The 22,153-nt window shown below is 66.4% G+C and carries 22 protein-coding genes; 6 read left to right on the top strand and 16 right to left on the bottom strand.

Going from position 1 to position 22,153, the window contains the following annotated elements; translation table 11 throughout:
• Positions 1 to 2 precede the first annotated feature (2 nt).
• From AC1D2E_RS03825 to AC1D2E_RS03835, 3 genes are all read left to right on the top strand, one after another.
• Complete coding sequence (locus AC1D2E_RS03825) at positions 3 to 1,760, top strand: FAD-dependent monooxygenase (protein ID WP_478196172.1); 1,758 nt, start codon at positions 3 to 5, stop codon at positions 1,758 to 1,760.
• Between the two features lie 21 nt (positions 1,761 to 1,781).
• Positions 1,782 to 2,750 carry a VOC family protein gene (locus AC1D2E_RS03830; protein ID WP_478196173.1) on the top strand — a complete coding sequence of 323 codons (969 nt, stop codon included), beginning with the start codon at positions 1,782 to 1,784 and terminating at the stop codon, positions 2,748 to 2,750.
• Between the two features lie 108 nt (positions 2,751 to 2,858).
• Entirely contained in the window at positions 2,859 to 4,031 is a 1,173-nt protein-coding gene (locus AC1D2E_RS03835) for an MFS transporter (RefSeq protein WP_478196174.1), read from the top strand.
• 75 nt (positions 4,032 to 4,106) lie between these two features.
• Here AC1D2E_RS03835 and AC1D2E_RS03840 read toward each other — a convergent pair whose 3' ends face one another.
• The 11 genes from AC1D2E_RS03840 to AC1D2E_RS03890 all read right to left on the bottom strand — a co-directional run bounded on the left by AC1D2E_RS03840 (position 4,107) and on the right by AC1D2E_RS03890 (position 15,987).
• Positions 4,107 to 4,805 (bottom strand): fumarylacetoacetate hydrolase family protein, encoded by a 699-nt coding sequence (locus AC1D2E_RS03840; protein ID WP_478196175.1) that lies wholly within the window; start codon positions 4,803 to 4,805, stop codon positions 4,107 to 4,109.
• Between the two features lie 13 nt (positions 4,806 to 4,818).
• A complete protein-coding gene (locus tag AC1D2E_RS03845; RefSeq protein ID WP_478196176.1) occupies positions 4,819 to 5,478 on the bottom strand; it encodes a hypothetical protein in 660 nt (219 codons plus the stop codon).
• A 137-nt stretch (positions 5,479 to 5,615) separates the two neighbouring features.
• Positions 5,616 to 6,407: an FAD binding domain-containing protein gene (locus tag AC1D2E_RS03850; RefSeq protein WP_478196177.1), complete on the bottom strand. Its 792-nt coding sequence runs from the start codon at positions 6,405 to 6,407 to the stop codon at positions 5,616 to 5,618.
• Positions 6,408 to 6,430: 23 nt separating this feature from the next.
• Entirely contained in the window at positions 6,431 to 6,892 is a 462-nt protein-coding gene (locus AC1D2E_RS03855; RefSeq protein ID WP_478196260.1) for a (2Fe-2S)-binding protein, read from the bottom strand.
• Positions 6,893 to 6,894: 2 nt separating this feature from the next.
• Positions 6,895 to 7,791: a fumarylacetoacetate hydrolase family protein gene (locus AC1D2E_RS03860; RefSeq protein WP_478196178.1), complete on the bottom strand. Its 897-nt coding sequence runs from the start codon at positions 7,789 to 7,791 to the stop codon at positions 6,895 to 6,897.
• The gene (locus AC1D2E_RS03865) at positions 7,788 to 10,154 is read right to left on the bottom strand and encodes a xanthine dehydrogenase family protein molybdopterin-binding subunit (protein WP_478196179.1); all 2,367 of its coding nucleotides are present in this window, start codon (positions 10,152 to 10,154) and stop codon (positions 7,788 to 7,790) included. Before AC1D2E_RS03865 ends, AC1D2E_RS03860 begins: the two co-directional genes overlap by 4 nt.
• A gap of 42 nt (positions 10,155 to 10,196) precedes the next feature.
• The gene (locus AC1D2E_RS03870; RefSeq protein WP_478196180.1) at positions 10,197 to 11,408 is read right to left on the bottom strand and encodes a VOC family protein; all 1,212 of its coding nucleotides are present in this window, start codon (positions 11,406 to 11,408) and stop codon (positions 10,197 to 10,199) included.
• Entirely contained in the window at positions 11,405 to 12,142 is a 738-nt protein-coding gene (locus AC1D2E_RS03875) for an ABC transporter ATP-binding protein (RefSeq protein WP_478196181.1), read from the bottom strand. Before AC1D2E_RS03875 ends, AC1D2E_RS03870 begins: the two co-directional genes overlap by 4 nt.
• On the bottom strand, positions 12,132 to 13,904 hold the full coding sequence (locus AC1D2E_RS03880; protein WP_478196182.1) for a branched-chain amino acid ABC transporter ATP-binding protein/permease: 1,773 nt from the start codon (positions 13,902 to 13,904) through the stop codon (positions 12,132 to 12,134). The genes AC1D2E_RS03875 and AC1D2E_RS03880 overlap by 11 nt, the downstream gene beginning before the upstream one ends.
• Positions 13,895 to 14,812 (bottom strand): branched-chain amino acid ABC transporter permease, encoded by a 918-nt coding sequence (locus tag AC1D2E_RS03885; protein WP_478196183.1) that lies wholly within the window; start codon positions 14,810 to 14,812, stop codon positions 13,895 to 13,897. The genes AC1D2E_RS03880 and AC1D2E_RS03885 overlap by 10 nt, the downstream gene beginning before the upstream one ends.
• Entirely contained in the window at positions 14,770 to 15,987 is a 1,218-nt protein-coding gene (locus AC1D2E_RS03890; RefSeq protein WP_478196184.1) for an amino acid ABC transporter substrate-binding protein, read from the bottom strand. The genes AC1D2E_RS03885 and AC1D2E_RS03890 overlap by 43 nt, the downstream gene beginning before the upstream one ends.
• A 196-nt stretch (positions 15,988 to 16,183) precedes the next feature.
• On the opposite strand from AC1D2E_RS03890, the gene AC1D2E_RS03895 reads away from it, so the two are divergent.
• From AC1D2E_RS03895 to AC1D2E_RS03905, 3 genes are read left to right on the top strand one after another with little or no spacing between them, the layout of a single operon-like run.
• Positions 16,184 to 16,852 carry a GntR family transcriptional regulator gene (locus tag AC1D2E_RS03895; RefSeq protein WP_478196185.1) on the top strand — a complete coding sequence of 223 codons (669 nt, stop codon included), beginning with the start codon at positions 16,184 to 16,186 and terminating at the stop codon, positions 16,850 to 16,852.
• A gap of 55 nt (positions 16,853 to 16,907) precedes the next feature.
• Positions 16,908 to 17,687, top strand: a complete 780-nt coding sequence (locus AC1D2E_RS03900) for an SDR family oxidoreductase (protein ID WP_478196186.1) — start codon at positions 16,908 to 16,910, stop codon at positions 17,685 to 17,687.
• 46 nt (positions 17,688 to 17,733) lie between these two features.
• Complete coding sequence (locus AC1D2E_RS03905; protein ID WP_478196187.1) at positions 17,734 to 18,324, top strand: CoxG family protein; 591 nt, start codon at positions 17,734 to 17,736, stop codon at positions 18,322 to 18,324.
• Positions 18,325 to 18,369: 45 nt separating this feature from the next.
• Here AC1D2E_RS03905 and AC1D2E_RS03910 read toward each other — a convergent pair whose 3' ends face one another.
• Genes AC1D2E_RS03910 through AC1D2E_RS03930 form a run of 5 tightly spaced genes read right to left on the bottom strand, consistent with a single transcriptional unit; the run spans position 18,370 to position 22,152 of the window.
• A complete protein-coding gene (locus AC1D2E_RS03910; protein ID WP_478196188.1) occupies positions 18,370 to 18,924 on the bottom strand; it encodes a rhodanese-like domain-containing protein in 555 nt (184 codons plus the stop codon).
• A 59-nt stretch (positions 18,925 to 18,983) separates the two neighbouring features.
• Complete coding sequence (locus AC1D2E_RS03915) at positions 18,984 to 19,838, bottom strand: fumarylacetoacetate hydrolase family protein (protein ID WP_478196189.1); 855 nt, start codon at positions 19,836 to 19,838, stop codon at positions 18,984 to 18,986.
• Between the two features lie 57 nt (positions 19,839 to 19,895).
• Positions 19,896 to 20,843: a LysR family transcriptional regulator gene (locus AC1D2E_RS03920; protein WP_478196190.1), complete on the bottom strand. Its 948-nt coding sequence runs from the start codon at positions 20,841 to 20,843 to the stop codon at positions 19,896 to 19,898.
• Between the two features lie 28 nt (positions 20,844 to 20,871).
• Positions 20,872 to 21,642 carry an SDR family NAD(P)-dependent oxidoreductase gene (locus AC1D2E_RS03925; protein WP_478196191.1) on the bottom strand — a complete coding sequence of 257 codons (771 nt, stop codon included), beginning with the start codon at positions 21,640 to 21,642 and terminating at the stop codon, positions 20,872 to 20,874.
• Positions 21,643 to 21,678: 36 nt separating this feature from the next.
• The gene (locus AC1D2E_RS03930) at positions 21,679 to 22,152 is read right to left on the bottom strand and encodes an ester cyclase (protein WP_478196192.1); all 474 of its coding nucleotides are present in this window, start codon (positions 22,150 to 22,152) and stop codon (positions 21,679 to 21,681) included.
• Position 22,153: the final 1 nt, after the last annotated feature.

A 22,153-nucleotide genomic window follows, 5' to 3' on the forward strand; every position in this document is an offset into this window, starting at 1 on the left:
ACATGCGCACCATCGAAGTCCCGGTTTTCATCGTCGGTGCCGGGCCCACCGGCTTGGCGGCGACCTGCCTGCTTCGCACACAGGGCGTCGAGACGCTGACCATCACGCGCTACCCGGGGACGGCCAACTCCCCGAGGGCCCACATCACGAACCAGCGGACGGTCGAGGTCTTTCGGGACCTGGGCATCGAACAGCGCGTCCTCGATGCGGCCAACCCGTCGCACTTCATGAGCAACAACGTGTGGGCCACCAGCTTTGCCGGCACCGAGATTGCGCGGCTGCAAAGCTGGGGGAACCTGCCGGAGCGCAAGACCGACTACGAACTCGCCAGTCCCAGCGCGATGTGCAACATCCCGCAGCACGTCATGGAACCGATCCTGCTCGACGTGGCGCGCGAACGCGGCGGCCGGTTCCTCTTCAACACCGAACTGGTTTCGATGACGCAGGACGACGCCGCGGTGCATGCGATCTGCCGCGACCGGCTGAGCGGTGAAGAATTCGAGGTCGTCTCGCGCTACACGATCGGATGCGATGGCGACAACAGCGTCGTCGCCAGTTCCATCGGTTTCGAGACGGAAGGCGAAATGGGCCTGGGCGCCGCCCTCAACGTCTGGCTCGAAGCGGACTTGACCAAGTATGTGGCGCATCGCCCGGGCGTCTTGTACTGGATCACCCAGCCCGGCAATGACTACTTCGTCGGCAGCGGGACCTACATCTGCGTGAAACCGTTCACCGAGTGGGTGATGGTCTCGATGTACGACCCGACCGCCGGCGAGCTCGATCTGAGCGAGGAAGCGCTGATTGCCCGTGCCCGCGCCACCAACGGCGACGACACCGTTCCGATCCGCATCAAGGGCGTGTCGAAGTGGACAATCAACCGGATGGTCGCCAAGACCATGAACAAGGGCCGCGTCCTGATCGCCGGCAATGCCGCCCACCGCCATCCGCCGACCAATGGCTTGGGAAGCAACACCTCCGTTCAGGACGCCTTCAACCTGGCCTGGAAGCTCGCGCTGGTGCTGGCGGGCAAGGCCGGCCCGGCGCTCCTGGACACCTACACCCAGGAACGCCACGCGGTCGCACAGCAAGTCGTCGATCGGGCGATACGGTCGATGGAAAACATGCAGCCGATCTCCAAGGCGCTCGGATTCAAGCCGGGCCAGACTGAAGCCGAAGGCTGGGCCAACCTCGACGAACTTTTCAGCGACACGCCGCGGGGCCGCGATCGGCGCGGCGACTTGCGCGATGCCGTCGATCTGCAGAACTACCAGTTCAACTGCCATGGCGTGGAGCTGGGGCAGGTGTACGAGTCCCGCGCGGTGGTGCCCGAAGGTCGACCTCGCCCCGCGCCGCTGCGCGATCCGGAGCTGTACTACCAAGCCACGACGTACCCCGGTGCCAGCCTCCCACACGTGTGGCTCCAGCAAGGGCTCACGAAGGTCTCCACGCTGGACCTGGTCGGCAAGGGACGCTTCACGCTGCTGACCGGTGTCGGCGGCGCAGGCTGGCGCACGGCGGCCGCCTCGGTCGCCGCGCGCCTGGGCGTCGATGTCGACGTTCATTCGATCGGAGGCCCGTCTTGCGACGCACATGACGTGGACAACCGCTGGCACCGGGTCTGCGAACTGTCGGATTCGGGCTGCGTGCTGGTCCGGCCAGACCGCCACATCGCCTGGCGGCAACAGCAGATGCCCGACGCGCCCGCCGAAAAACTGGAGGACGTGCTGCGCACGGTTCTCGCACTGCCGACGCATCCCTGAACTTTCCCAGAGGAGACCACCATGTCCTGGAACACCACCGGCGAATCGCGCTTCGGAGTCCACTCGATCGACCATTTCGCCCTCGAGGTGCCTTCGCTGTCGGAGGCGCACGCGTTCTTCTCGAACTTCGGCCTGCAGGTCACCGCCAGCCAGGGCCATCTGGAACTCAGGGCCCAGGGGCAATCGCATACCTGGGCCCGTATCCACGAAGGGCCCCGCAAGCGCCTGGCCTATCTGAGCCTCGGTTGCTATGCCGAGGAGTTCGAAGGCCTGCGCGCCCAAGTGGTGCAAGAAGGCGCGCGACCCGCGTCCACAAGACCCTATGTGAATGCACAGGGCCACTGGTTCTTCGATCCCGACGGCAATCTGATTCAACTCAAGGTCGGACCGAAGACGACGCCCTCGGGGTTGGCGCCGCGTGAAGACGTTGTGCAACGGGCCGGCCAGCGCGGTTCCCAATCCCGGGGCGGCGCCAGGCGGGTGTGCCCCCGGCGCCTGTCCCACGTCGTGCTGTTCACCCCGAGCGTGGAGAAGGCGCTCTCGTTCTACCGCAACGCACTGGGCTTGCGCCTGTCGGACCGCTCGGGCGATGCGGTGGCGTTCACGCACGCACGGCACGGCAGCGACCACCACCTCATCGCTTTCTCCGCCAGCGACGCGAGGGGCTGGCATCACAGCGCCTGGGATGTGGCCAGCGTCGACGAGGTGGGCGCAGGCGCGGAGCAGATGCGCAAGGCGGGGTACCCGCACGGCTGGGGCACGGGCCGGCACGTCCTGGGATCGAACTACTTTCACTACGTGCGCGACCCGTGGGGGTCGTTCRCCGAGTACTCGGCGGAGATGGACTTCGTCCCGACCGGCACGCAGTGGACCGCCGCGGACCACCCACCGGAGGACGCGATGTACCTCTGGGGCCCGGACCTGCCGGCTGATTTCGTGAAGAACACCGAGCGCGCCGCCACAGGCGACGACACCGAATTTCCCCACTGAAAGAGAACAGGACGCCCGATGATTCCCATCACTTCCACCGCCAGCGCGCCCGAGGCGCCGACCGATTCCGACAGGCCCAGGGGCTATGAATGGAAGGCCGTCACCCTGATGTCGCTCGGCCTCGGCCTGGTCGGCATCGACCGCTTCATCATCGTGCCGTTGATGCCGGTCCTGATGCGGGATCTGCATCTCGACTACCAGGACCTGGGCCACATCACGGGCGCCCTTGCCATTGCGTGGGGCTTCGCCTCGCTTTTCACCGGCAATCTGTCGGACAGGTTCGGCTTCCGGCGCGTGCTCGTTCCCGCGCTCATCGGATTTTCCCTGCTCGCCGGCCTGAGCGGACTCGCCACAGGCGTGGGAAGTCTCATCGTCATTCGTGCCGCCATGGGCCTTGCGGAAGGGGCCTTCACGCCAGCCAGCATCATTGCGACGATGGATGCCTCGCCGCCACAGCGGCACGGGCTGAACGTCGGCATCCAGCAGACCATGCCGGCGCTCTTCGGCCTCGGCCTCGCGCCCATCGCCGTGACACAGCTTCTGAAAGTGATGGACTGGCCCTGGATCTTTCTGCTGGTCGCGGTTCCCGGCTTCATCGTCGCGCTGCTGTCGCACAAGGTGTTGCGCCAGCCGACGCCCCGCCAGATCGCCGCCCACAGCGTGACGCACGACGCGGCGCCACACCGCTGGCATGAGGTCTTCAAATACCGCAACGTTCCGCTGGCCGTTCTCTGCCAGTTGTTCTGGCTGACCTGCATCGTCGTCGTGGCCGCGCTCTTTCCCAACTACCTCGTCGACTACCTGCATCTCGAGATGGACCAGATGGGCTTCGTGCTGTCCTCGCTCGGCTTCGGCGGTGCGATCGGCGCGTTGACCCTGCCAGCGCTGTCCGATCGCATCGGAAGAAAACCCGTCATGCTGATCTCGGCGGTCGGCGCCTTCGTGTCGTTCTGGGTCTTCCTGCGGACAGGTCCGGACACGGGCACCTTGTTCCTCTGCTTGCTGACCGCCATGGGTTGCCTTTACAGCCTTCTGACATTGACGGTCGGACCCATCACCGCAGAGGCCGTCCCCGCCAAACTCATGGCCACCGGTTCGGGCATGGTGATCGGGATCGGTGAAATCTTCGGCGGTGGCCTCGCCCCCGCATTGGCCGGCTACATCGCCAAGCACTTCGGCATCCAGCATGCCGTGACCATGCCGCTGTGGGCTCTCGCGATTGGCGTGGTGGTGATCCTGGCGCTCAAGGAGACGGCGCCCGCGAGACAGCGCGGCATTTGACGCGACGCGTTCTGCACGGGACATAGGGCAGCGCAATGAAAGAAGAAGCCTCGCGAATTTCGAAGCGCTGCCGGGTCACTCGACTCGCACGCTCACCTCGCCGAGGCCGTCGATTCCGCCGCGCATCGTCTGGCCTCGCTCGACCTTGCCGACACCTTCCGGCGTTCCTGTGTAGACCAGGTCACCGGGACGTAGTTCGAAGAAGGTCGACAGGTTGGCGACGATCTCTGCACACGACCAGATGAGTTTCGCGATGTCGCTGCGCTGGCGCACCTCGCCGTCCACCTGCACCCAGATCGCGCCCTCGGTCGGGTGACCGATCACCCCGGCGGGATGCAGGTGCCCGATGGGCGCCGACTCATCGAAGGATTTCCCGAGCTCCCACGGCCGGCTCCGTTCTCTCGCACCGATCTGCAGATCGCGTCGCGTCATGTCCAAGCCTACCGCGTAGCCGAAGATATGCGCTTCGGCCTGAGCCACTGGGATGTCGCGCCCTCCCTTCCCGATCGCAACCACCAACTCGATCTCGTGCTGGAAGTCAGTGCTCTTTGAGGGGTACGCAATGCGGACCGTCTCGCCGGGTGGCGCCACGACGATCGCGTTGTCCGGCTTGCAGAAGAAGAACGGCGGCTCGCGATCGGGGTCGAAACCCATTTCCCGGGCGTGTGCCGCATAGTTGCGTCCGACGCAGTAGACCCGCCGGACCGGGAACATCGCGTCGCTCCCCGCGACGGGGACGACGACCTGCGGCTCGGGTTCGAAGACGTATGCCATGGCCCCCTCCGCCCTAGTCCAGGATCKCTCTCGCGAGAAACGGCGCGAGCTGCTCGCGGGCCATCTCCGGCGTCACGACGTCCGCGGGATCGAGCTGCTCGTAGCTGTAGCTCTCCGGATCGTCGTAGATGCGCTCTGAAATCAGCTTCGGCTTCGCGTCGCTKGTGTACGTAAAGATCTGGAACAGGTGGTGGGTCATGAGGTACCAGGCGTCGGGATCGGCGTCGATCGGGTGGTCCTTGAGGCAGACACCCGGCACCACGTGCGTCCAGACGGCCTCCGTGGTCACGCCGTAGTCCTCCACCCCCATGTTCATCGTCCGGGCACCCATGACGTTCTGCCGGGTCTCGAAGGCCTCCCGGTAGAAGCCCTCCACCGCCGCCTTGCCTGACAGGACGTGCATCACCCGCCTGTCGCCAACGCGGTACATGGGCTCGTCGACCGTGAGTTCCGGCACGATGATCTGGTCCCAGTAGCCGGCCACTTCCAGCAGCAGATGCCGCAGGTAGTTTTTCAATATGGCCCGGTGCAGCGGCTTCTCGGTCGCATGGAGAAAGGCCTCGACCTGCCTGGGCCACTCGGTGACGTCGAACTTGGGTGGCACGCGCATCAGTGTTAGCGCATCTGCGGTGTTCAGGCGTTGGTTTTTTGGGTTCACGGTCCCTGGTTGCATGGTGTCTCTCCTGTTCCGGCGCCTGCCCGAGGCGATGCGCCGAAGGTCTCTTTCGTTGATGAAATCGTAGTGGCGGCCGCCCAGCGGACGCCGATGAAAATTTCGATGCTTTCGTTCAAGAAATCAGGCAAGCGCCTTCACTGCAGTGCCTGCTGCACCGCGCGCGAAGCGATCACGCTCACCAGCGCAGCCCGATACTCCGCGTTCGCGAACATGTCGGAGAACATGTCGTCGGCGTCCAGCACCACTGCGGCCGCCGCCTCCGGACGGAAGTCGGCGTTCAGGGCCTGCTCGATCCCGGTCGCGCGAAACACATGGGCCTTGGCGCCGTTGATGGCCACCCGCACGCCACCTGCACCTTGGGCAACGAACGCGCCGACGACCGCGAACCGCGATGCGGGGTGCTTGAACTTCACGTAGGCTGCGCGCTCGACACGCGGGAAACTGACGGCCACGATCAACTCGCCGGGCTTCAGCACGGTCTGATAGAGCCCGATGAAGAAGTCATCAGCCGCGATAGGCCGGCGGTCGGTCTGGATCGTCGCGCCGAGTGCCAGCGCGGCGGCCGGGTAGCACGCCGCGGGGTCCGCATTGGCCAGCGAGCCACCCAGCGTGCCCATGTTGCGCACCATCTGGTCCGCGATGCCGCCCGCGAGCGCCGCCAACGCCGGAATGGCGCCCTGCACCTCGGCGGAATGCGCGACTTCCGCATGGCGGGTCATCGCGCCGATGACCACGGCATCGGCAGTGACCACGATCTTCCGCAGCTCGGGAATGCCACCCAGGTCGATCAGCTTCGGAACGTTGGCCATTCGTAGCTTCATCGCCTGGACCAGACTCTGTCCACCCGCAAGGAAGTTGGCCTCATCGCCAAAGGCTTCGGTGGCCTGCGCGATCGTCGCGGGGCGTCGATAGTCGAAGTTGTACATAGGGCTCTCCGTTTCGCCGACCGTTACAGCTGCCCCGCCGCGCGCTGAACCGAACGCACGATGTTCTCGTACCCCGTGCAGCGGCAGATGTTGCCCTCGAGCCCTTCGCGGACCTGCTCCTCCGTGGGATCGGGGTGGTGCTTGAGCAGCTGGATGGTCGACATGACCATGCCCGGCGTGCAGTAGCCGCACTGCAGGCCGTGGCATTCGCGAAACGCCTGCTGCACCGGATGCAGTTCGTCACCCTTGGCGATACCCTCGATGGTCGTCACCTCGCCGCCCTGGGCCTGGAGCGCCAGCATCGAGCACGACTTCACCGCCCGGCCGTCGAGATGGACCGTGCAGCATCCGCATTGCGCGGTATCGCAGCCGACATGGGTGCCCGTCAGTCCGAGGTGGTCACGGATCACCTGGACCAGCAAGGTGCGCGCATCGACGGTCACGGCCTTGTCCTGACCATTGACCTTGAGGTTGATGGTTTGCATGTTCATTGCGTTCCTCTCTTCGAAGCTGCGGCGCTCGCCGCCTTGACGACCTCAGGCAGCCGGTCGTCATTGCCCAGCGCCACCCGGCGCACCTCGGCGCTGTCCGCCGGCTGGTGCCCGACGTCGGCGCGCGGCGCCGGCGCGGCAACCACACGGTTGGCCAGGCGCCCCAGCCCCGTCACCTCGATCTCGATCAGGTCGCCGATGTCCAGGGGGCGGGAGTTCGCAGGTGTGCCGGTCAGCACGATGTCACCAGGCATCAGGGTGATATGGCGGGCCAGGTCCGCGATCAGGTAGTCGATGCCGAAGATCATTTCCGCGACCGCTCCCTCCTGCACCAGCACGCCGTTGCGAAAGGACCGGATCACCGACTTGCGGATGTCGATGCCAGCCACCAGACCCGGCCCCACGGGACAGAAGCCGTCCTGCCCCTTCACGCGCAGCATCGAGCCGCCGTCGGTGTCGCGCATGTCCTGTAATCCAACGTCGTTGGACACAGCGAAGCCCGCGAGATGCGCCCAGACCTCCTGTGGCAGGACGTTGCGGGTCGGCCGGCCTATCACGGCCGCAATCTCGCCTTCGTAGTTCAGGTAGAGCGACCCTTCGGGACGCACCAGTTCACCGCCGTGCGCATTGAGCGCCGTCACGGGCTTCTGGAAGTAGGTGGGCGCTGGCGGCGCATCGGACTTGCCGGAGAACTCGTAGATCCGGCTGCCGAAGTTGGTGTGAACGCACAGGATCTTCGAAGGCTCGCACGGCGGCAGGTACCGCACGCTGTCTTCGTCGATCGACCGGCCGTCCGCCAGCTTCAGGCGGCCATCCTCGTACGCTGCCCAATAGGCGCTTGCGCCGTGCAGCACGCGTCGCATCTCGCGGCGGGGACCGTCGAACACATTCATGAGGGGACTCCTGTGGTTCCGGCTTTCGCCGCATTGGCCTTGGCCGCGCGAATCGCGGACCAAATCTTCTGGCTCGTGGCCGGCATGTCCATCGTGGTGATGCCCAGAGGCGAGAGCGCGTCGATGACGGCGTTCATCACGGCCGGTATCGACCCCACGGTGCCCGCCTCTCCCGCGCCCTTGGCACCGAGCGGGTTCAATGCCGTCGGCACCGCGTTGCTGATCACGTGGATGGGCGGCATGTCGCTGGCGCGCGGCATGGCGTAGTCCATGAAGCTGCCCGAGAGCAGCTGGCCCGATTCGGGGTCGTACGCCACCTGCTCCATAAGCGCCTGTCCCAATCCCTGCGCGACGCCGCCATGGATCTGGCCCTTGACGCCGGTCGGGTTCACCATGGTGCCGACGTCATCGACCACGAGGTAGCCGATCACCTGGACCTGCCCCGTCAGCGGATCGACCTCGACTTCGCAGACATGCGTGCCGTTGGGCCAGGTGTCGGAAGAAGGCACGAAGGTGGCGGTCTCGTACAGGCCGCCCTCCATCCCCTGCGGCAGGCGGGCGACGACGAAGGCCGCCTTGGCCACGTCCTTGAGCGCGATCTTCCGGTCGGTGCCCGCGACGACGAATGCGCCGGCAGCGAACTCGATATCCTGCGGCGCAGCCTCCAGCAGGTGCGACGCGATCTTTCGCCCCTTCTCCACGATGCGGTCGGCCGCGTTCCACAGCGCGGTGCCACCGATCGCGGTGGAACGCGAACCGTTGGTGCCCATGCCGAAGGCCACGCGGTCGGTGTCGCCGTCGATGAACTGGACTTCCGAAGGCGCCAGGCCCAGCCGTTCGTAGACGATCTGCTTGTACATCGTCTCGTGGCCCTGCCCCTGGTTCTTGGTGCCCATGAGCACCAGCGCGCTGCCGCTGGGCGTGAAGCGGATCTCGGCAAACTCGTGCTGGTTGGGCGAAGCCGCCCTTTCGATCGCGTTGGCAATGCCGATGCCGCGCAGCATGCCGCGCCGGCGCGCTTCATCGCGCCGCGCCTCGAAGCACGCGTAATCCGTCGCCTCCAGCGCCTGCGCCATGCCCCGCTCGAACTCCCCGCAGTCGTAGACCGCACCGAAGGGGTTGCGGTAGGGCATGGCCGACGCCTCGACCAGGTTCCGCCGGCGCAGCTCGGCGCGGTCCATGCCGATCTCGCGCGCAGCGTCGTCCATCAGCCGTTCGATCACGTAGATCGACTCCGGTCGCCCCGCCCCGCGGTAGGGAGCGGTGGCGTTCGAATTGGACATCGCGCAGATCACCTCGACGTGCGCGGCGGGAATGGCATACAGACCCGACAGCGTGTGCACGTTCACGAAGGTCGCGAGCAGGTTCCGGTCCGACGAGATGTAGGCCCCGACGTTGGCGAGCGTGCGCACCCGCAGGCCCAGGATGCGGCCGTCGGCGTCCAGCGCCAGCTCGGCGTCGCTGATGTTGTCGCGCGCATGCTCGTCGGCCAAGATTGCTTCGCTGCGCTCGCAGGTCCACTTGACCGCACGCCCGAGCTTGCGCGCGGCCCAGGGAATCAGGCGATGCTCCGGGTACTGCCATCCCTTGGTGCCGAAGCCGCCGCCGATGTCGTTGGCAATAACCCGGATGCGATGCTCGGGGATCTTGAAGATGTTCTCCGCCAGCGCATTGCGCACGCGGTGCGGGTACTGCACGTCGGCCCAGATCGTGTAGCGCTCGTCGCCTTCGTCGTAGACGGCGAGCACGCCGCGCGGCTGCATGTAGTGCGCGTAGACCCGGCTGATCACGTAGCGCCGCTTCACCACGCGGGCTGCCTTCGCGAACGCGGCCTCGGTCTCCGCCGCATCGCCGGCCTGGAACACGTTCGAGATGTTGTCCGGGCATTCCTCCCACACCCGCGGCGCGCCCGGCGCGACGGTCTGGGCGGTGTCGGTTACCGAGGGTAGCGGGTCGTAGTCGATCTCGACCAGCTCCGCCRCATCGCGCGCCTGCAGCAGGGTCTCGGCGACGATCAGCACCACCGGGTCGCCGACATACTTCACGTGCCCGACGCTCAGGCCCTGGTGCGACTTCGCGAAGATGGGCGAGCCGTCCGGCCGCTTCCTGGGAAGCGTCACCTTCATCGTGCCCATGCCATCGCGCGCGAGGTCTTCTCCGGTGTAGATGCCCAGCACGCCCGGGGCTGCGCGTGCGGCCGTGCAATCCATGGAACGGATCGCGGCATGCGCGTAGGGGGAGCGCAGCAGGAACGCATGCGCCTGCCCCGGCATGTTCTCGTCGTCAACGAAGCGCCCCTTGCCACGCAGAAGCCGCGGGTCCTCGAAGCGAGAGACCGGTTGTCCGATGCCGTAGTTATCCATTCTTCACCTCGCTTGCCAACGTTGCGACCGACCGGGCGGACTTCATCCGAGCGGCCCCTGAAACACCTGATCCACGTACGTATCCGCCAAGGGCTCCAACGCCTCGGGCCACGGCGTGACGGTCGGCCTGCGCTGCGCGGCCGTGCGCGCGCGGCCTTCCCAGCCGACCTGCTCCATGTAGTAATAGAGCTGCAGGCAGTGGCCCTCCGGATCGAGAAAGTGCGCGCAGTAGTCAATGCCCGGGCTCAGTTCCGCGGGCAGATCGACAAAGCGCACGCCCTGCGCCTTCAACCAATCGACGGCGTCCCGAAGCTGGCGATAGCTGCAGACTTGCATTCCCATGGACATGCAGCTCGTGTGTTCCGACAGGCCCAGTTCGGCCCGCGCCGCCTTTGGGAGCAGCTTCAGGCTGTGGTGTTCGTTGCCGTGGCGCATGAAGACGCAGCGGTGCCCGCGCCATTCGACGGTTTCCGTCACGCTGAAACCCATCGTGTCTCGGTAGAAGGCCTCGGACGCATCGACGTCGGCCACGAAGAGCGCGGCCGGTCCGATCTTGGTGACCTTGAAGGGGCGCGGCAGCAACACGCCCCCCACGTCGAAATCCTTGCCGGCCGCCAGGTCACGGATCTGGTAGCCGGACAGGAGATCGATTCCCCGCGCCTGCGCGTCGGCGGCCTCGGCGATATCCGACATCTGCGGCAGCGGCGGTGTGTCGAGAAAGCGCCGGTAGTACATCTGCGACGGCTTGCTGCGTCCGTTGAGCCCGACCTGCTCCATGCCGTAGTAAAGCTCCACAGTGTGGCCATCGGGATCGCGCACGTACACGTGCCAGTTGCTGCCGGGCATGTCGCGTCCGCTGCGCCGGATCTCGACACCGCCCTGGTCGAAGTACTCGACCGCACGCACCACCTCCTCCAGCGTGCCGACCTGCCAGGTGATCTGCGACAGCGTCATGTCCTTGGCGCCCGCGTCGTCGCCGAACAGTGCCCCGAGGGAGCGATGCGCCAGCAGGAACGCATGGTGGTCAGTGTTGTGCGTCATGAAGAACAGCCGGTCGTCCTCGGCGCTCACCGCGGCGTCGGGGAGCAGTCGGCTCAGCCGGGCTTCGTCGGTCAGCCGGAAGCCCAGCAGGCGCCCGTAGAAATCCAGGCCGCCCTCCAGGGAACTCAGGTTGAAACCGAAGTGCCCCAGCCGCCGAACCCGGAACGGCCGCGGATAGAGGACACCGCCCACGTCATAGCGATTCACGGTCATGAAAGGACTCCTGTTGCTTCCTTGTCGTCGATGCCGAGATAGGCCTGCTGGATGTGCTTCTGGCGCAGAAGGTCCTGCGGCAGTCCCGAGGCGACGATTCGCCCGCTCTCCAGCACATAGGCCGAATCCGCGATCTCCATCGACTGCTGCACGTTCTGTTCGACCAGCAGCACGGAGACGCCCTCGCGCCGGATGTCGCGGATGACAGCGAACATCTCCTGCACGATGGACGGCGCCAGGCCCAGCGACGGTTCGTCGAACAACATCAGGCGCGGACACGCCATCAATGCCCGGCCGATCGCGACCATCTGCTGCTGGCCGCCCGAGAGCTGGCCGGCGGGCTGCAGGCGCTTCTGCTTCAGCACGGGAAATCGGCTGTAGACAGCGTCAAGCGAGGCCGCGCGGCGCTCGCGTGCATACGGCCGGTAGCAGCCGATGTCGAGGTTTTCCTCGACGGTCATGGTGGTGAAGAGCCGCCGCCCCTCGGGAATGAGCGCGATGCCCCGTTCGCAGAAGTCGTGCGGCGCGGCGCCCGCCATGTCCCGGCCTTCGAAGCGCAGGGTTCCCGACTTGTACGGCAGCATGCCAGCGATGGCGTTGATCAGCGTGCTCTTGCCGGCCCCGTTCGGGCCGATGACCGTCACGATCGAGGCCGCCGCCACATCGATCGAGACATCCCAGACGGCGGTCGCGTCGCCGTAGCCGACATGAAGATGGCGAGCCTCAAGCAGCATGTTGACTCCCGAAATAGATACCGATGACACGTTCGTCCCGCATGACTTCTTCGGGACGCCCGGCCACCAGAAGCGCGCCCTCGTTCATGACCGCGACCCGGTCCGACAGCTGCACCACCGCGCGCATCAGGTGCTCCACGAAGACGATGCTCGTCCCCTGGGCGCGGATCTGCCTGACGAGGCGGATGGCGGTGTCGACCTCCGCCGGGTTCAGTCCCGACATGACCTCGTCGAGCAGCAGCACGCGCGGCTTCGCGGCCAGGGCACGCGCCAGTTCGAGCACCTTGCGTTCGCGCAGGTTGAGGTCCGCTGGCAGCGCCTGCGCGCGATGCGCGAGATCGCAGAATTCGAGCCAGTGCATCGCCTCCAGCTTCGACGACCGTGCATCGCCCCCGCCGAACTGGGCGCACAGCGCCACGTTCTCCAGCGTGGTGAGGTGCGCGAAGGGCCGCGGGATCTGGTACGTGCGCGCAATGCCCTTGTAGGCGATCAGGTGGGCCGGCTGGCCGCTGATCGTCTCGCCGTCGAGTTTCACCGCGCCGCCTGAGAGGCTCAGGTGGCCGGTGATCATGTTGATCAGCGTGGTCTTGCCGCAACCGTTCGGCCCGATCAGGCCGAGGATCTCCCCTTCGTAGACCTCGAGGTTGACGCCGCGCAGGGCCTGCAGTCCACCGAAGGATTTGCGCACGTCCTGCACGCTGAGCACCACGTGGTCCTTCTGCGGCATCGGCGCGGGCGCCACCGCGGCGAGCGCCGCGGCCGGCGCGGCGGCGGCCGGCGCATCGCGCTCAGTGCTCGCCCGCGACGAGAGCCTGCGCCTTCTGTTCAACCACGTCGGAACGATCCCTTCGCGCAGGCACAGCATGGCCACGATCAGCATGACCGCCACCACCGCGCGCCCGACGATGCTCAAGCCCGTGCTTGCGAAGCCGAACAACGCCACGGTGATCAGCGTCGCGCCCACGGCCGGTCCGAACCAATGCCGCGCACCACCGAGCACGCTCATCAGCACGACACTCAACGGCACCGCGATGCCGAAGGTCTCCCCCACCGTCACGAAGCCCACGTAGATCGCGTGGATGCCGCCCACCGCGCCAGCGATGCCCGACGAAACGGCGAAGGCCGTCATCTTGTAGCGGAAGGTCGGCACGCCCTTGACCTCGGCCACGTCTTCGTCGTCGCTGATGGCGTAGAGGCCCAGGCCGAACTGCGAACGCGCGATCCACCATGCGACGAACAAGGTCAGCACGCACATGGCGAGCCCGAGCAGGTAAACCGACCCCGTTTCGGACGCGATGATCTTCGGCACCGGAACGCTGGAGAGGTAGACGCCCGGCCCGCCGTCGAGCGGCGTGTTCAGGATCACCGTCGCCAGGATGAAGGTCACGGCCAGCGTCATCAGCGAGAAGAGCTCCCCCCGCAGCCTTGGCAGACGGAACACCAGCGCGCCGATGCCGGCCCCCAGCAGCGCGGCCACGGCCGCTGCCATCGGGATGGTCGCCAGGAACGGCCAGCCGAACTTGGTGGTCAGCGTCGCGCTGGTGTACATGCCCGCGCCGAGGAACGCCGCATGGCCCAGGCTGAAGTAGCCGGCATAGCCGCTGAGGATCGCCCAGCTCGTCGCCAGCGAGATCCAGAAGAACAGCAGGTAGAAGAAGGAGTCGTAGAACGCAGGAAGGCCGGCCATGGGCAGCAGGGCCAGCGCGACGATCGCGAGGCCGACGCCACCGAGGACGCGCGGGCGCAGGTCGGTCACATCCATTTGGGTTGCCACAGAAGAATGACCACGAGGATCGAGAACGAAACGACCGGCGCCCAGGCGGGACTCAGGACGGCCATTGCCAGTCCTTCGCACGCACCGATGAGCACGCCAGCCACGAATGCGCCCATCGGGTTGCCGAGGCGGCCGATGATGACGACGGCAAATACCACGCCCAGCCACGCCCAGATCTGCGCCGGTGCCAGCGTGGAGATCAGCGCGATGAAGATCCCGGCAATGCCGGCGTAGGCGGCGCACAAGCCCGACAGGACATAGGACAGCCTGCGGTGGTTGATGCCAAAGGCGGCGGCTACCTGCTCGTCCTCCGCGCTGGCGCGCAAGGCCTTGCCGACATAGGTTCTGTTGAGCCAGAGCCAGGTGCTCCCGGYCAGAGTTGCCGCCGCGGCGAAGGCCGCCAGCTCCAGCACCGGCACGAAGATGGCGCCGACACGGAAGGAGGCACTGCCGTACGGCGTCTCGAACCGCCGGAAGTCGGCGGTCCAGAACCACTGGAGCAAGGTCTCGATCAGCACCGCCACGCCGAAGGTGACGAGCAACGATCCGAACTCCCCGACGCCGAAACGCTTGAAGAGCCAGTGCAGCCCCATGCCGAAGAGGAAGAAGCACGGCAGGATGAGCAGCAGCGCCACGACCAGGCTCAGATGCAGGACGCTCCCGATCTGGTAGGTGATGTACGCCCCGAGGAACGCCAGGGCGAAATGGGCGATGTTGACGAGGCGCAAGAGGCCCCAGCTGAGGCTCAGGCCAAGCCCGAGAAGGCCGTAAAGGCCGCCCGCCAGGAGCCCCGAGAGCAGGGACTGGCCGATCAAGGTGAGACTGGGCATCGCAATGCGTCCGGCGAAATGCGTCAGGACGCGACGATTGGTGCACCCGCCACGGCGCGCGGCCACACCACGACCCACTTGCCGTTCTGCACCTGCTTGACCAGCATGCGGCCCGGCCCGTGGTTGAAGTTGCCGTTGAAGGTCAGGGGGCCGAAGATCCCGTCCACCGAGCTGCGCTTGAGCCACTGCGCCAGGGTCTTGTCGTCGAGGCTGCGCGTCGCCTCAACGGCGCGCCCGAGCATCGCAAAGACGTTGTAGGTGCCGGTTGCCTGGGCGTCCAGCTGCGTGTACGGGATGCCCGCCTTCAGCGCCTTGGCCCGGTACATGGGAGAGAACTTGGGCACGTCGGTTCGCCCCGAGAAAGGCGCGTGGTCTTCGAAGAAGGTGTGCGCCAGTGCGTTCTTCGCGTCGGGTGTGGCAAGCAAGGGGCCCGGCGCCGGGTACAGGTAGAAGTGCAGCTTCGGCGCGTAGTCGAGCTTCTTGAGCGCCTCGAGCAGCTGGTTGCCCTCGACGCCCAGTGCCCCCACCCAGAGGAAGTCCGCGTCCGCGTCCTTGACGCGCGCCGCGATGGATGCAAAGTCGCGCGTGCCGAACTCGTACTCGAGGTACAGCGGCACCTGCAGCTTGCGTTGCTTCGTCGCGTCTCGCATGCCTTCGGCCATGAACTGCGCCGACGGGAACTTGCTGGTGATCACCGTCACGCTCTTCGGCGGCGACGGCAGGCTTTCCACACAGTCGAGGATCGCGAGCGGATATTCCTTTTCGGGGGTCGGGCCGAAAGGCGCCGCGGGGAACTGCATCTCATAGGTGCCGAGCTTCGGAATCCCCAGGCTGCCCTGGATGAAGATCTTCCCGTAGCGCTGGGCCACGCCCATCGCGGCCAGGATCGAGTTCGTGCCGTAGGGCCCGACCACGAGGTCCACCTTGTCCGACGTGATCAGCTTCTCGTAGAGGCTGCGCGTCACCTCGGGTTTCGACTGGTCGTCGAGCAGCACCCATTCGACGGGCCGCCCGAGAAGCCCGCCCGCCTCGTTGGTGATCTCGACATACGACTCGCCGGCGATCCGGTGGATCAGCGCGGTCTGCGCCAGTGGGCCGGTCAGCGACAGCGTGCTGCCGATTCGGATCGGCTTGCCGGCTGGCGCCGCGCGACCAGGGCCGGCATGCAAGCCCAGAGCAAGTCCCCCAGCGATGCCGGCGAGGACCTTGCGACGAAGCGCATCGGGCGCGAGGTTTGTCATCTTTGTCTCCTTCATGAAGGGTCTGGTTTCAGATCTCTCGGGCGCTTTCGGGTACGCGCCTCTCCGGATCGGGAGTATCTGGAGTCCGTGCCGGGCTGTAAAGAACTTTTTGAAAATATCAGCTAAATTTGAAAATCTAATTCTTTTTCAAACGTGTATACTCCGCCGCATGGCAAGAACAGGCAGCTCCAAAACGATGGCTGACGACATCTATCAGCGGGTTCGTTGCGACATCCTGGGAGGGCGGCTCGAAGTCGGTCAGCGCCTCAAACTGGCCGCAATGGCGGAGGACTACGGCGTCAGCCTGAACATCGTTCGGGAAGCGCTGTCGCGCCTTGCCGCCGACAAGCTGGTCAAGACGCAGCCGCAGCTGGGGTTCGCCGTCGCGTCGATGACGGCCTCCGAACTGCGGGACCTGACCTTCGTGCGGGTGTCCGTCGAATGCCTGGCGCTCAAGCGCTCGATCGAGCTGGGCGGCGTCGACTGGGAGGCCGCGCTGCTGGCCGCGCACCACCGCCTGGCCAACACGCCAATCCAGATGCCCGATGCGCCTGAGCAGCGCAACGAGGCCTATGCCGAAGCGCACGCCGCCTTTCACTTCGCGCTGGTGAGTGCGTGCGACAGCCCCATGCTGCTGGACATGTGCCAATCGTTGCACGACGCGGCGGAGCTGTACCGGCGCCTGGCCTACCTCAAGCGGCGCGTCCACAAGGACCCCGACCGCGAGCACAAGCGGCTCGTGGATGCAGCGCTGGCGCGCGACGTCGAACGCGCCACGGCCCTGCTGACCAAACACTACGAAGAAACCACGCGCGTTTGCCTGGAGGCCGGCTTCTGCCTGCCCGAGACAGCTGACGTGCGATGAACGGCGGCGGTCCGCCGCCTGTCTGCGAGACCAACCCCACCCCATCGGAGGAACCATGGATCTTGGCATCGCGGGTCGCAACGCCATCGTTTGCGCCTCGACACAAGGACTCGGCCTGGCATGCGCCACGTCGCTGGCGCGCGAAGGGTGCACCGTCTGGATCAACGGGCGCGACGAAGAGAAGGCACGACGGGCGGCCGAGTCGCTTGCGCGTGACACGGGTGGCGACATCCGCTTCGTCGCCGCCGACCTCAAGACCGAGGCCGGTCGCGAAGCGCTCGTGGCCGCCTGCCCGGAGGCTGATATCTTGGTCAACAACAACGCCGGCCCTCCGCCCGGCAAGCTCGACGACTGGCACCACGCGCAGTGGATCGAGGCCCTGGAGGCGAACATGCTCGCCCCGGCTCTCCTCATTCGCGCGCTGATCCCCGGGATGCGCGCTCGCAGGTTCGGTCGCATCGTGAACATCACATCAGCGATGGTGAAATCGCCCCGCCCTTCGATGGCGCTGTCCACCGGTGCGCGCGCCGGCCTGACGGCCTTCAGCAAATCGCTGTCGATCGAGGTCGCCGCGGACAACGTCACGATCAACAACCTGCTGCCTGAGCGAATCGACACCGATCGTCAACGCTACATGGCCGAGCGCATGACACACGAACAAGGCATCAGCTTTACGGAAGCAAGAGCCCAGATCACGGAATCGATCGCGGCGAAGCGCTTCGGAAGGCCCGAGGAATTCGGCGATGCCTGCGCCTATCTCTGCAGCGCGCAGGCGAGCTTCATCTCGGGCCAGAACCTGCAGATCGACGGCGGCTCCTACCACGGCCTCATCTGACGCCGCCGCATTCGCACCCTCCCACCACCCCCCTGGCGAAGACAGCATGGAACTCCAAGGCGAACGACTCATCCCCGCCCCCATCGAGCGCACCTGGGCAGCACTGAACGACCCGGACATCCTGTCTAGTTGCATCGCGGGCTGCGAGTCGCTGGTGCGCACCGGCGACAACGCCTTCGCCGCCGTTCTGGCGCTGAAGATCGGCCCCGTCAGCGCGCGCTTCAAAGGCAATCTGCAGATGACCGCCGTCGACGCGCCGAACGGGTACACGATGAACTTCGACGGACAGGGCGGCGTAGCGGGCTTCGGCAAGGGCTCGGCGGATGTCGCGCTCGTTCCAGAGGCCGGCCAAACGCGGCTTCGGTACAACGCCCGCGCCACCGTGGGCGGCAAGATGGCGCAGATCGGGTCGCGCCTGGTGGACGCGACAGCGGCCAAGCTCACCGACGAATTCTTCAAGGCCTTTGCCGAACGGCTGCGGACCGCCGACGGTCCGGCCGACAGCACCGCCCCTGCGGCCAAGGCAGACGCCGCGGTCACGGCAACCGCCCCGAACGCGCCCAGCGGCGCCCGTGCCTGGTGGTGGGCGGCGGGCGCGATCGCGGTGGCCGTCGCCCTGTACATCCTGGTCCGATAGGCAGCTCTTGCGCGACGCCTTCGCGCATTGCGCACTCACAGGCGTTCACAACGCCACCTCGCGGCCCGCGGCGCGCCAGGCCTCGATGCCGCCTGCCAAGGGGCGGACTTGCCGGAAGCCCCTCTCCAACAGCTTGCGCGCGACAAGGACCGCCGAGGCATCGTTGGGACAGGAACAGTAGACGACGATCAGGGCCTCCCGGGGATGGTCGTGCAGCGCGGCGGGCCACGCGGGCCCGCTGCCGAACGGCAAGGCGCCGGGAATGCGGCCTTCGGACAAGCCGGTGGAGGACGGCACATCGAGAATCAGCGGGCACTCGCCGCGATCGATGAGCGCGAGGAGGTCATGCACCACCATCCGATCCATGCGCAGCTGCCGGCTGAACCGGTAGCGCCGCCACCACTTGCGCAGCAGCCACAGCGCGGTGCCCACGGCCACCATCCCTAGCGCCGCGAGCGACTGCTCGCCCCGCACGGCCAGACTGCCCATGAACATCAGCACGGGAAAGGCAGGCAGCGGAACGCCGAGCTGTTCAATCAGCACCGCTGCGAACACAATCGGCACGCCGTACTCGGCGCCCATGCGGATCAACGCGTCCACCGCAGTGCTCCTTCTGGCGTCGCGGACACGGCTGCTTTCTCACCGCACGGGTCGTGCGCTCAGCTTTCGTCGACGATGGGGTTGGAGAGCAGGCCGACGCCTTCTATCTCCACCTCGCACACATCCCCGGCCTTCATGAAGATTGGAGGCTTGCGCGCGGCGCCGACGCCGGACGGCGTGCCTGCGACGATGATGTCGCCGGGCTGCAGTGCGAAAGGTTCCGAACAGACCGAGACCAGCGTGGCGACATCGAAAATCATGTCGCGCGTGTCGGCATCCTGCAGCACCTTGCCGTTGAGCCGCGTTTGCAGCCGAAGCCCCGCCGCACCGGGCGGCAGCTCGTCGGCGGTAACGAACTCCGGTCCGAAGGAACCCGAACGATCGAAGTTCTTTCCCATCATCCACTGGGCAGACTTCATCTGGTAGTCGCGGATCGATCCGTCGTTGAAGACCGAGTAGCCCGCCACGTGCGCCAGCGCCTGCGCCTTGTCGATGTACCGGCCGGCCTTGCCGATCACCACGACCAGTTCGCCCTCGTAGTCGAACTGCGTCGACACGTGCGGCCGCACGAGCGGCGCACCATGCTCGACCCATGAACTCGGATAGCGGTGGAACAGCACGGGGTATTTCGGCGGCTCGAAGCTGCTCTCTGCCGCGTGGTCCACGAAATTGAGACCGACGGCAATGGCCTTGGTGGGGGCCGCGACGGGGGGAAGCCACTCGATGGATGACAGACTGGTCCGCGTCCGGGCCATGGTCGCCGCGCGTTGGGCGGCTTCGAGTCCGGCGGGCCCGGCCCGTAGCAGTTCGTCCAGCGTCGATGGCAAGCCTTCGGCCGTGAGGTTGACGACTTCGTTGCCAAGGCGCAGGCCGAGTGTCGGCTGGCCGCTGTTGTTGAAAGCCAAGAATCGCATGGTGAGTCTCCTGTGAATTGAAGTAAGTGAGTCGGAATCGGTGAATCGAACGGCCATTCAGGCCGCGACGGGCAAGCCATTGGCGTCCTCGGCGCTTGCCGGACGCGACGCTCCTGCCCCTTCGCCGGCCATCCTCGTTTCGAGGTAATCCAGAAGCGCGCGCAAGGCTGCGCTGTTGTGACGGCGCTGAACGTACGCGGCATAGAGCCACAGATCACGCGGCATGCAATCGCCCAGCACCGGCACCAAGGCGCCGCGCTCGATGTGGGTCTGCGCGATCAGGGCTGGCACGCACACCGCGCCGAGTCCGGACAACGCGGCCATGACCAACGGGACTGCATCGTTGGCGTCCATGCGGCTGTGCACCGGAACGCTGTAGGCCTGCCCATCCACCTCGAAGGGCAGGCTCGGCACAGGACCGGCGAGTGAGTAGGTCAGCACCTCGTGACGGCGCATGTCGTCGGGAACCTTGGGCAGTCCGCGGCGGGCCCAGTAGGAAGGCGTGGCACAGACGACCAGCTGTACGGGTAGCAAACGCCGCACGATGAGGTTCTCATTGCCGATGCGGCCGAAACGCACCGCGACGTCGACACCTTCGGCCACGAGGTCGACCACGTGATTGCTCAGATCCAGGCTCACATGCACATCGGGATGCTTCGCCATGAACTCGCCGAGCGCCGTGGCCAGCAACGTGTGTGCGAGCCCGTGCGGTGCGGATATTCGCAGCCGTCCGCGCGGATGGCCCGCATAGCCCTCGAGATCGCTCTCGGTAAGTTCCACCATCTCCAGCAGCGGCTTGCTGCGCTCGAGCAGCAGCTGCCCGGCGTCGGTGAGCGTGACTGAGCGCGTGGACCGGTTCAGCAGGCGGACACCGAAGCGCGACTCGAGCTGCACCACGTACTTGCTGACCGTCGCCTTCGACACGCCGAGCGAGACGGCCGCGCGCGAGAAGCTCCCACGTGCGGCGACTTCGCGAAACGCCTTCAGGAGGTCCAGTCCGTCCATCAGGCACTCCAGTCGTCGCGATCGCGCGTCAGATCACCGACAGCAGGCCACCGTCGACGAGCAGCGCGATGCCGCTGACATAGCTGGACATGTCCGAGCCGAGCCACGCCACCGAGTCCGCGATCTCGGACGGCTTGCCGAGCCGGCGCAGCGGCGTGCGCTGCCTGAAGCCCTCGGACGCGGCAGCGATGCCCGGGTTGGTGCGCACCAGGTGGGTGTCGATGACGCCCGGTGCGACCGCGTTGACGCGGATACCGTCGGGCCCGAGCGCATCGGCCAGGGCCTTGGCCATGAGCACCACGCCGCCCTTGCTCGTGGAATAGGCCACGGTCATGCTGGCGCCCGCGATCCCCCCCATGCTGGCCATCAGCACGATGCTGCCGGCCTTGCGGTTCGCCTTCATTTGGCGCGCCGCCGCCTGGGCGCTGAACAGCACGCCGTCGAGGTTGACGGTCATCAGGCGCCGGTAGTCGTCTTCCGCCACGTCGGCCCCGTCCGAACGCAGCGTGATGCCGGCGTTGGCGACCATCACGTCGACGCCGCCGAATTCCGCTGCCGACTCGACCAGCGCATCGACCTGCGCGCGCTGGCTCACGTCCGTACGATGAAAGCGCGCGGCCACGCCCAGCGCCTCGATCTCCGAGGTCGTGGTGCTGCCGCCTTCGTTGGACGTCTCGGTAATGTCCGAGACGATCACCGCCGTGGCGCCGTGCTGCGCGGCGCCGATGGCGATAGCGCGTCCGATGCCACTGGCGGCGCCCGTGATGACAACGACCTTGTCTTTGAGAATGTCGCTCATTTCAGTGTTCCTTCTCGGGAGGCATCGGCACCCGCCTCAGGGGCTGCCGAGGACACCCAGTTGATGCAGCCCGGTCATCCAGTCCTCGCTGTGCCAGGTGCGAACGATCTTTCCGCTCTGGACCTCCTGGATGTCGATGGCTTGAATGCGCAGTTGCCGGTGCTTCGTGGGCATGCCCAGGAAGGCGGTCTTTTGCGTGCCGGATATCTCCGAGCGCACGACGACCTTGTCGCCCTGTTCGATTACGTCCTTGATCTCGATGCGCAGATCGGGGAACGTCGAGGTCAGCATCGCGTAGACCTTCTTCAGCCCCTCGGGCCCCGGCGGCGTCCCTTCGGGCGCCGGGATGTCGACCCAGCGCGCGTCGATGATCTGGTCGATGAGCGCCGGCTCCCTCTTGTCGAAGGCCTGGTACCAGCGCGCGGCGACCTGTGCATTGGCCGACCCCGTGTCGGCATGCGCCGAGGCGCCGACGACCGACAGGAACAGCGCGGACAGGAAGTGCTTCATG

The sequence above is a fragment of the Variovorax sp. P1_H2 genome, assembly GCF_056405295.1.

Excerpts from the sequence above, each read along its gene's own strand:
- AC1D2E_RS03900 (WP_478196186.1), top strand. The coding sequence starts at position 16,908 with ATGGATCTTGGCATCGCGGGTCGCAACGCCATCGTTTGCGCCTCGACA.
- AC1D2E_RS03925 (WP_478196191.1), bottom strand. The coding sequence starts at position 21,642 with ATGAGCGACATTCTCAAAGACAAGGTCGTTGTCATCACGGGCGCCGCC.
- AC1D2E_RS03920 (WP_478196190.1), bottom strand. The coding sequence starts at position 20,843 with ATGGACGGACTGGACCTCCTGAAGGCGTTTCGCGAAGTCGCCGCACGT.
- AC1D2E_RS03880 (WP_478196182.1), bottom strand. The coding sequence starts at position 13,904 with ATGGATGTGACCGACCTGCGCCCGCGCGTCCTCGGTGGCGTCGGCCTC.
- AC1D2E_RS03860 (WP_478196178.1), bottom strand. The coding sequence starts at position 7,791 with ATGAATGTGTTCGACGGTCCCCGCCGCGAGATGCGACGCGTGCTGCAC.
- AC1D2E_RS03875 (WP_478196181.1), bottom strand. The coding sequence starts at position 12,142 with ATGCTGCTTGAGGCTCGCCATCTTCATGTCGGCTACGGCGACGCGACC.
- AC1D2E_RS03855 (WP_478196260.1), bottom strand. The coding sequence starts at position 6,892 with ATGCAAACCATCAACCTCAAGGTCAATGGTCAGGACAAGGCCGTGACC.
- AC1D2E_RS03930 (WP_478196192.1), bottom strand. The coding sequence starts at position 22,152 with ATGAAGCACTTCCTGTCCGCGCTGTTCCTGTCGGTCGTCGGCGCCTCG.
- AC1D2E_RS03835 (WP_478196174.1), top strand. The coding sequence starts at position 2,859 with ATGTCGCTCGGCCTCGGCCTGGTCGGCATCGACCGCTTCATCATCGTG.
- AC1D2E_RS03895 (WP_478196185.1), top strand. The coding sequence starts at position 16,184 with ATGGCTGACGACATCTATCAGCGGGTTCGTTGCGACATCCTGGGAGGG.
- AC1D2E_RS03870 (WP_478196180.1), bottom strand. The coding sequence starts at position 11,408 with ATGACCGTGAATCGCTATGACGTGGGCGGTGTCCTCTATCCGCGGCCG.
- AC1D2E_RS03825 (WP_478196172.1), top strand. The coding sequence starts at position 3 with ATGCGCACCATCGAAGTCCCGGTTTTCATCGTCGGTGCCGGGCCCACC.
- AC1D2E_RS03890 (WP_478196184.1), bottom strand. The coding sequence starts at position 15,987 with ATGACAAACCTCGCGCCCGATGCGCTTCGTCGCAAGGTCCTCGCCGGC.
- AC1D2E_RS03850 (WP_478196177.1), bottom strand. The coding sequence starts at position 6,407 with ATGTACAACTTCGACTATCGACGCCCCGCGACGATCGCGCAGGCCACC.
- AC1D2E_RS03840 (WP_478196175.1), bottom strand. The coding sequence starts at position 4,805 with ATGGCATACGTCTTCGAACCCGAGCCGCAGGTCGTCGTCCCCGTCGCG.
- AC1D2E_RS03915 (WP_478196189.1), bottom strand. The coding sequence starts at position 19,838 with ATGCGATTCTTGGCTTTCAACAACAGCGGCCAGCCGACACTCGGCCTG.
- AC1D2E_RS03905 (WP_478196187.1), top strand. The coding sequence starts at position 17,734 with ATGGAACTCCAAGGCGAACGACTCATCCCCGCCCCCATCGAGCGCACC.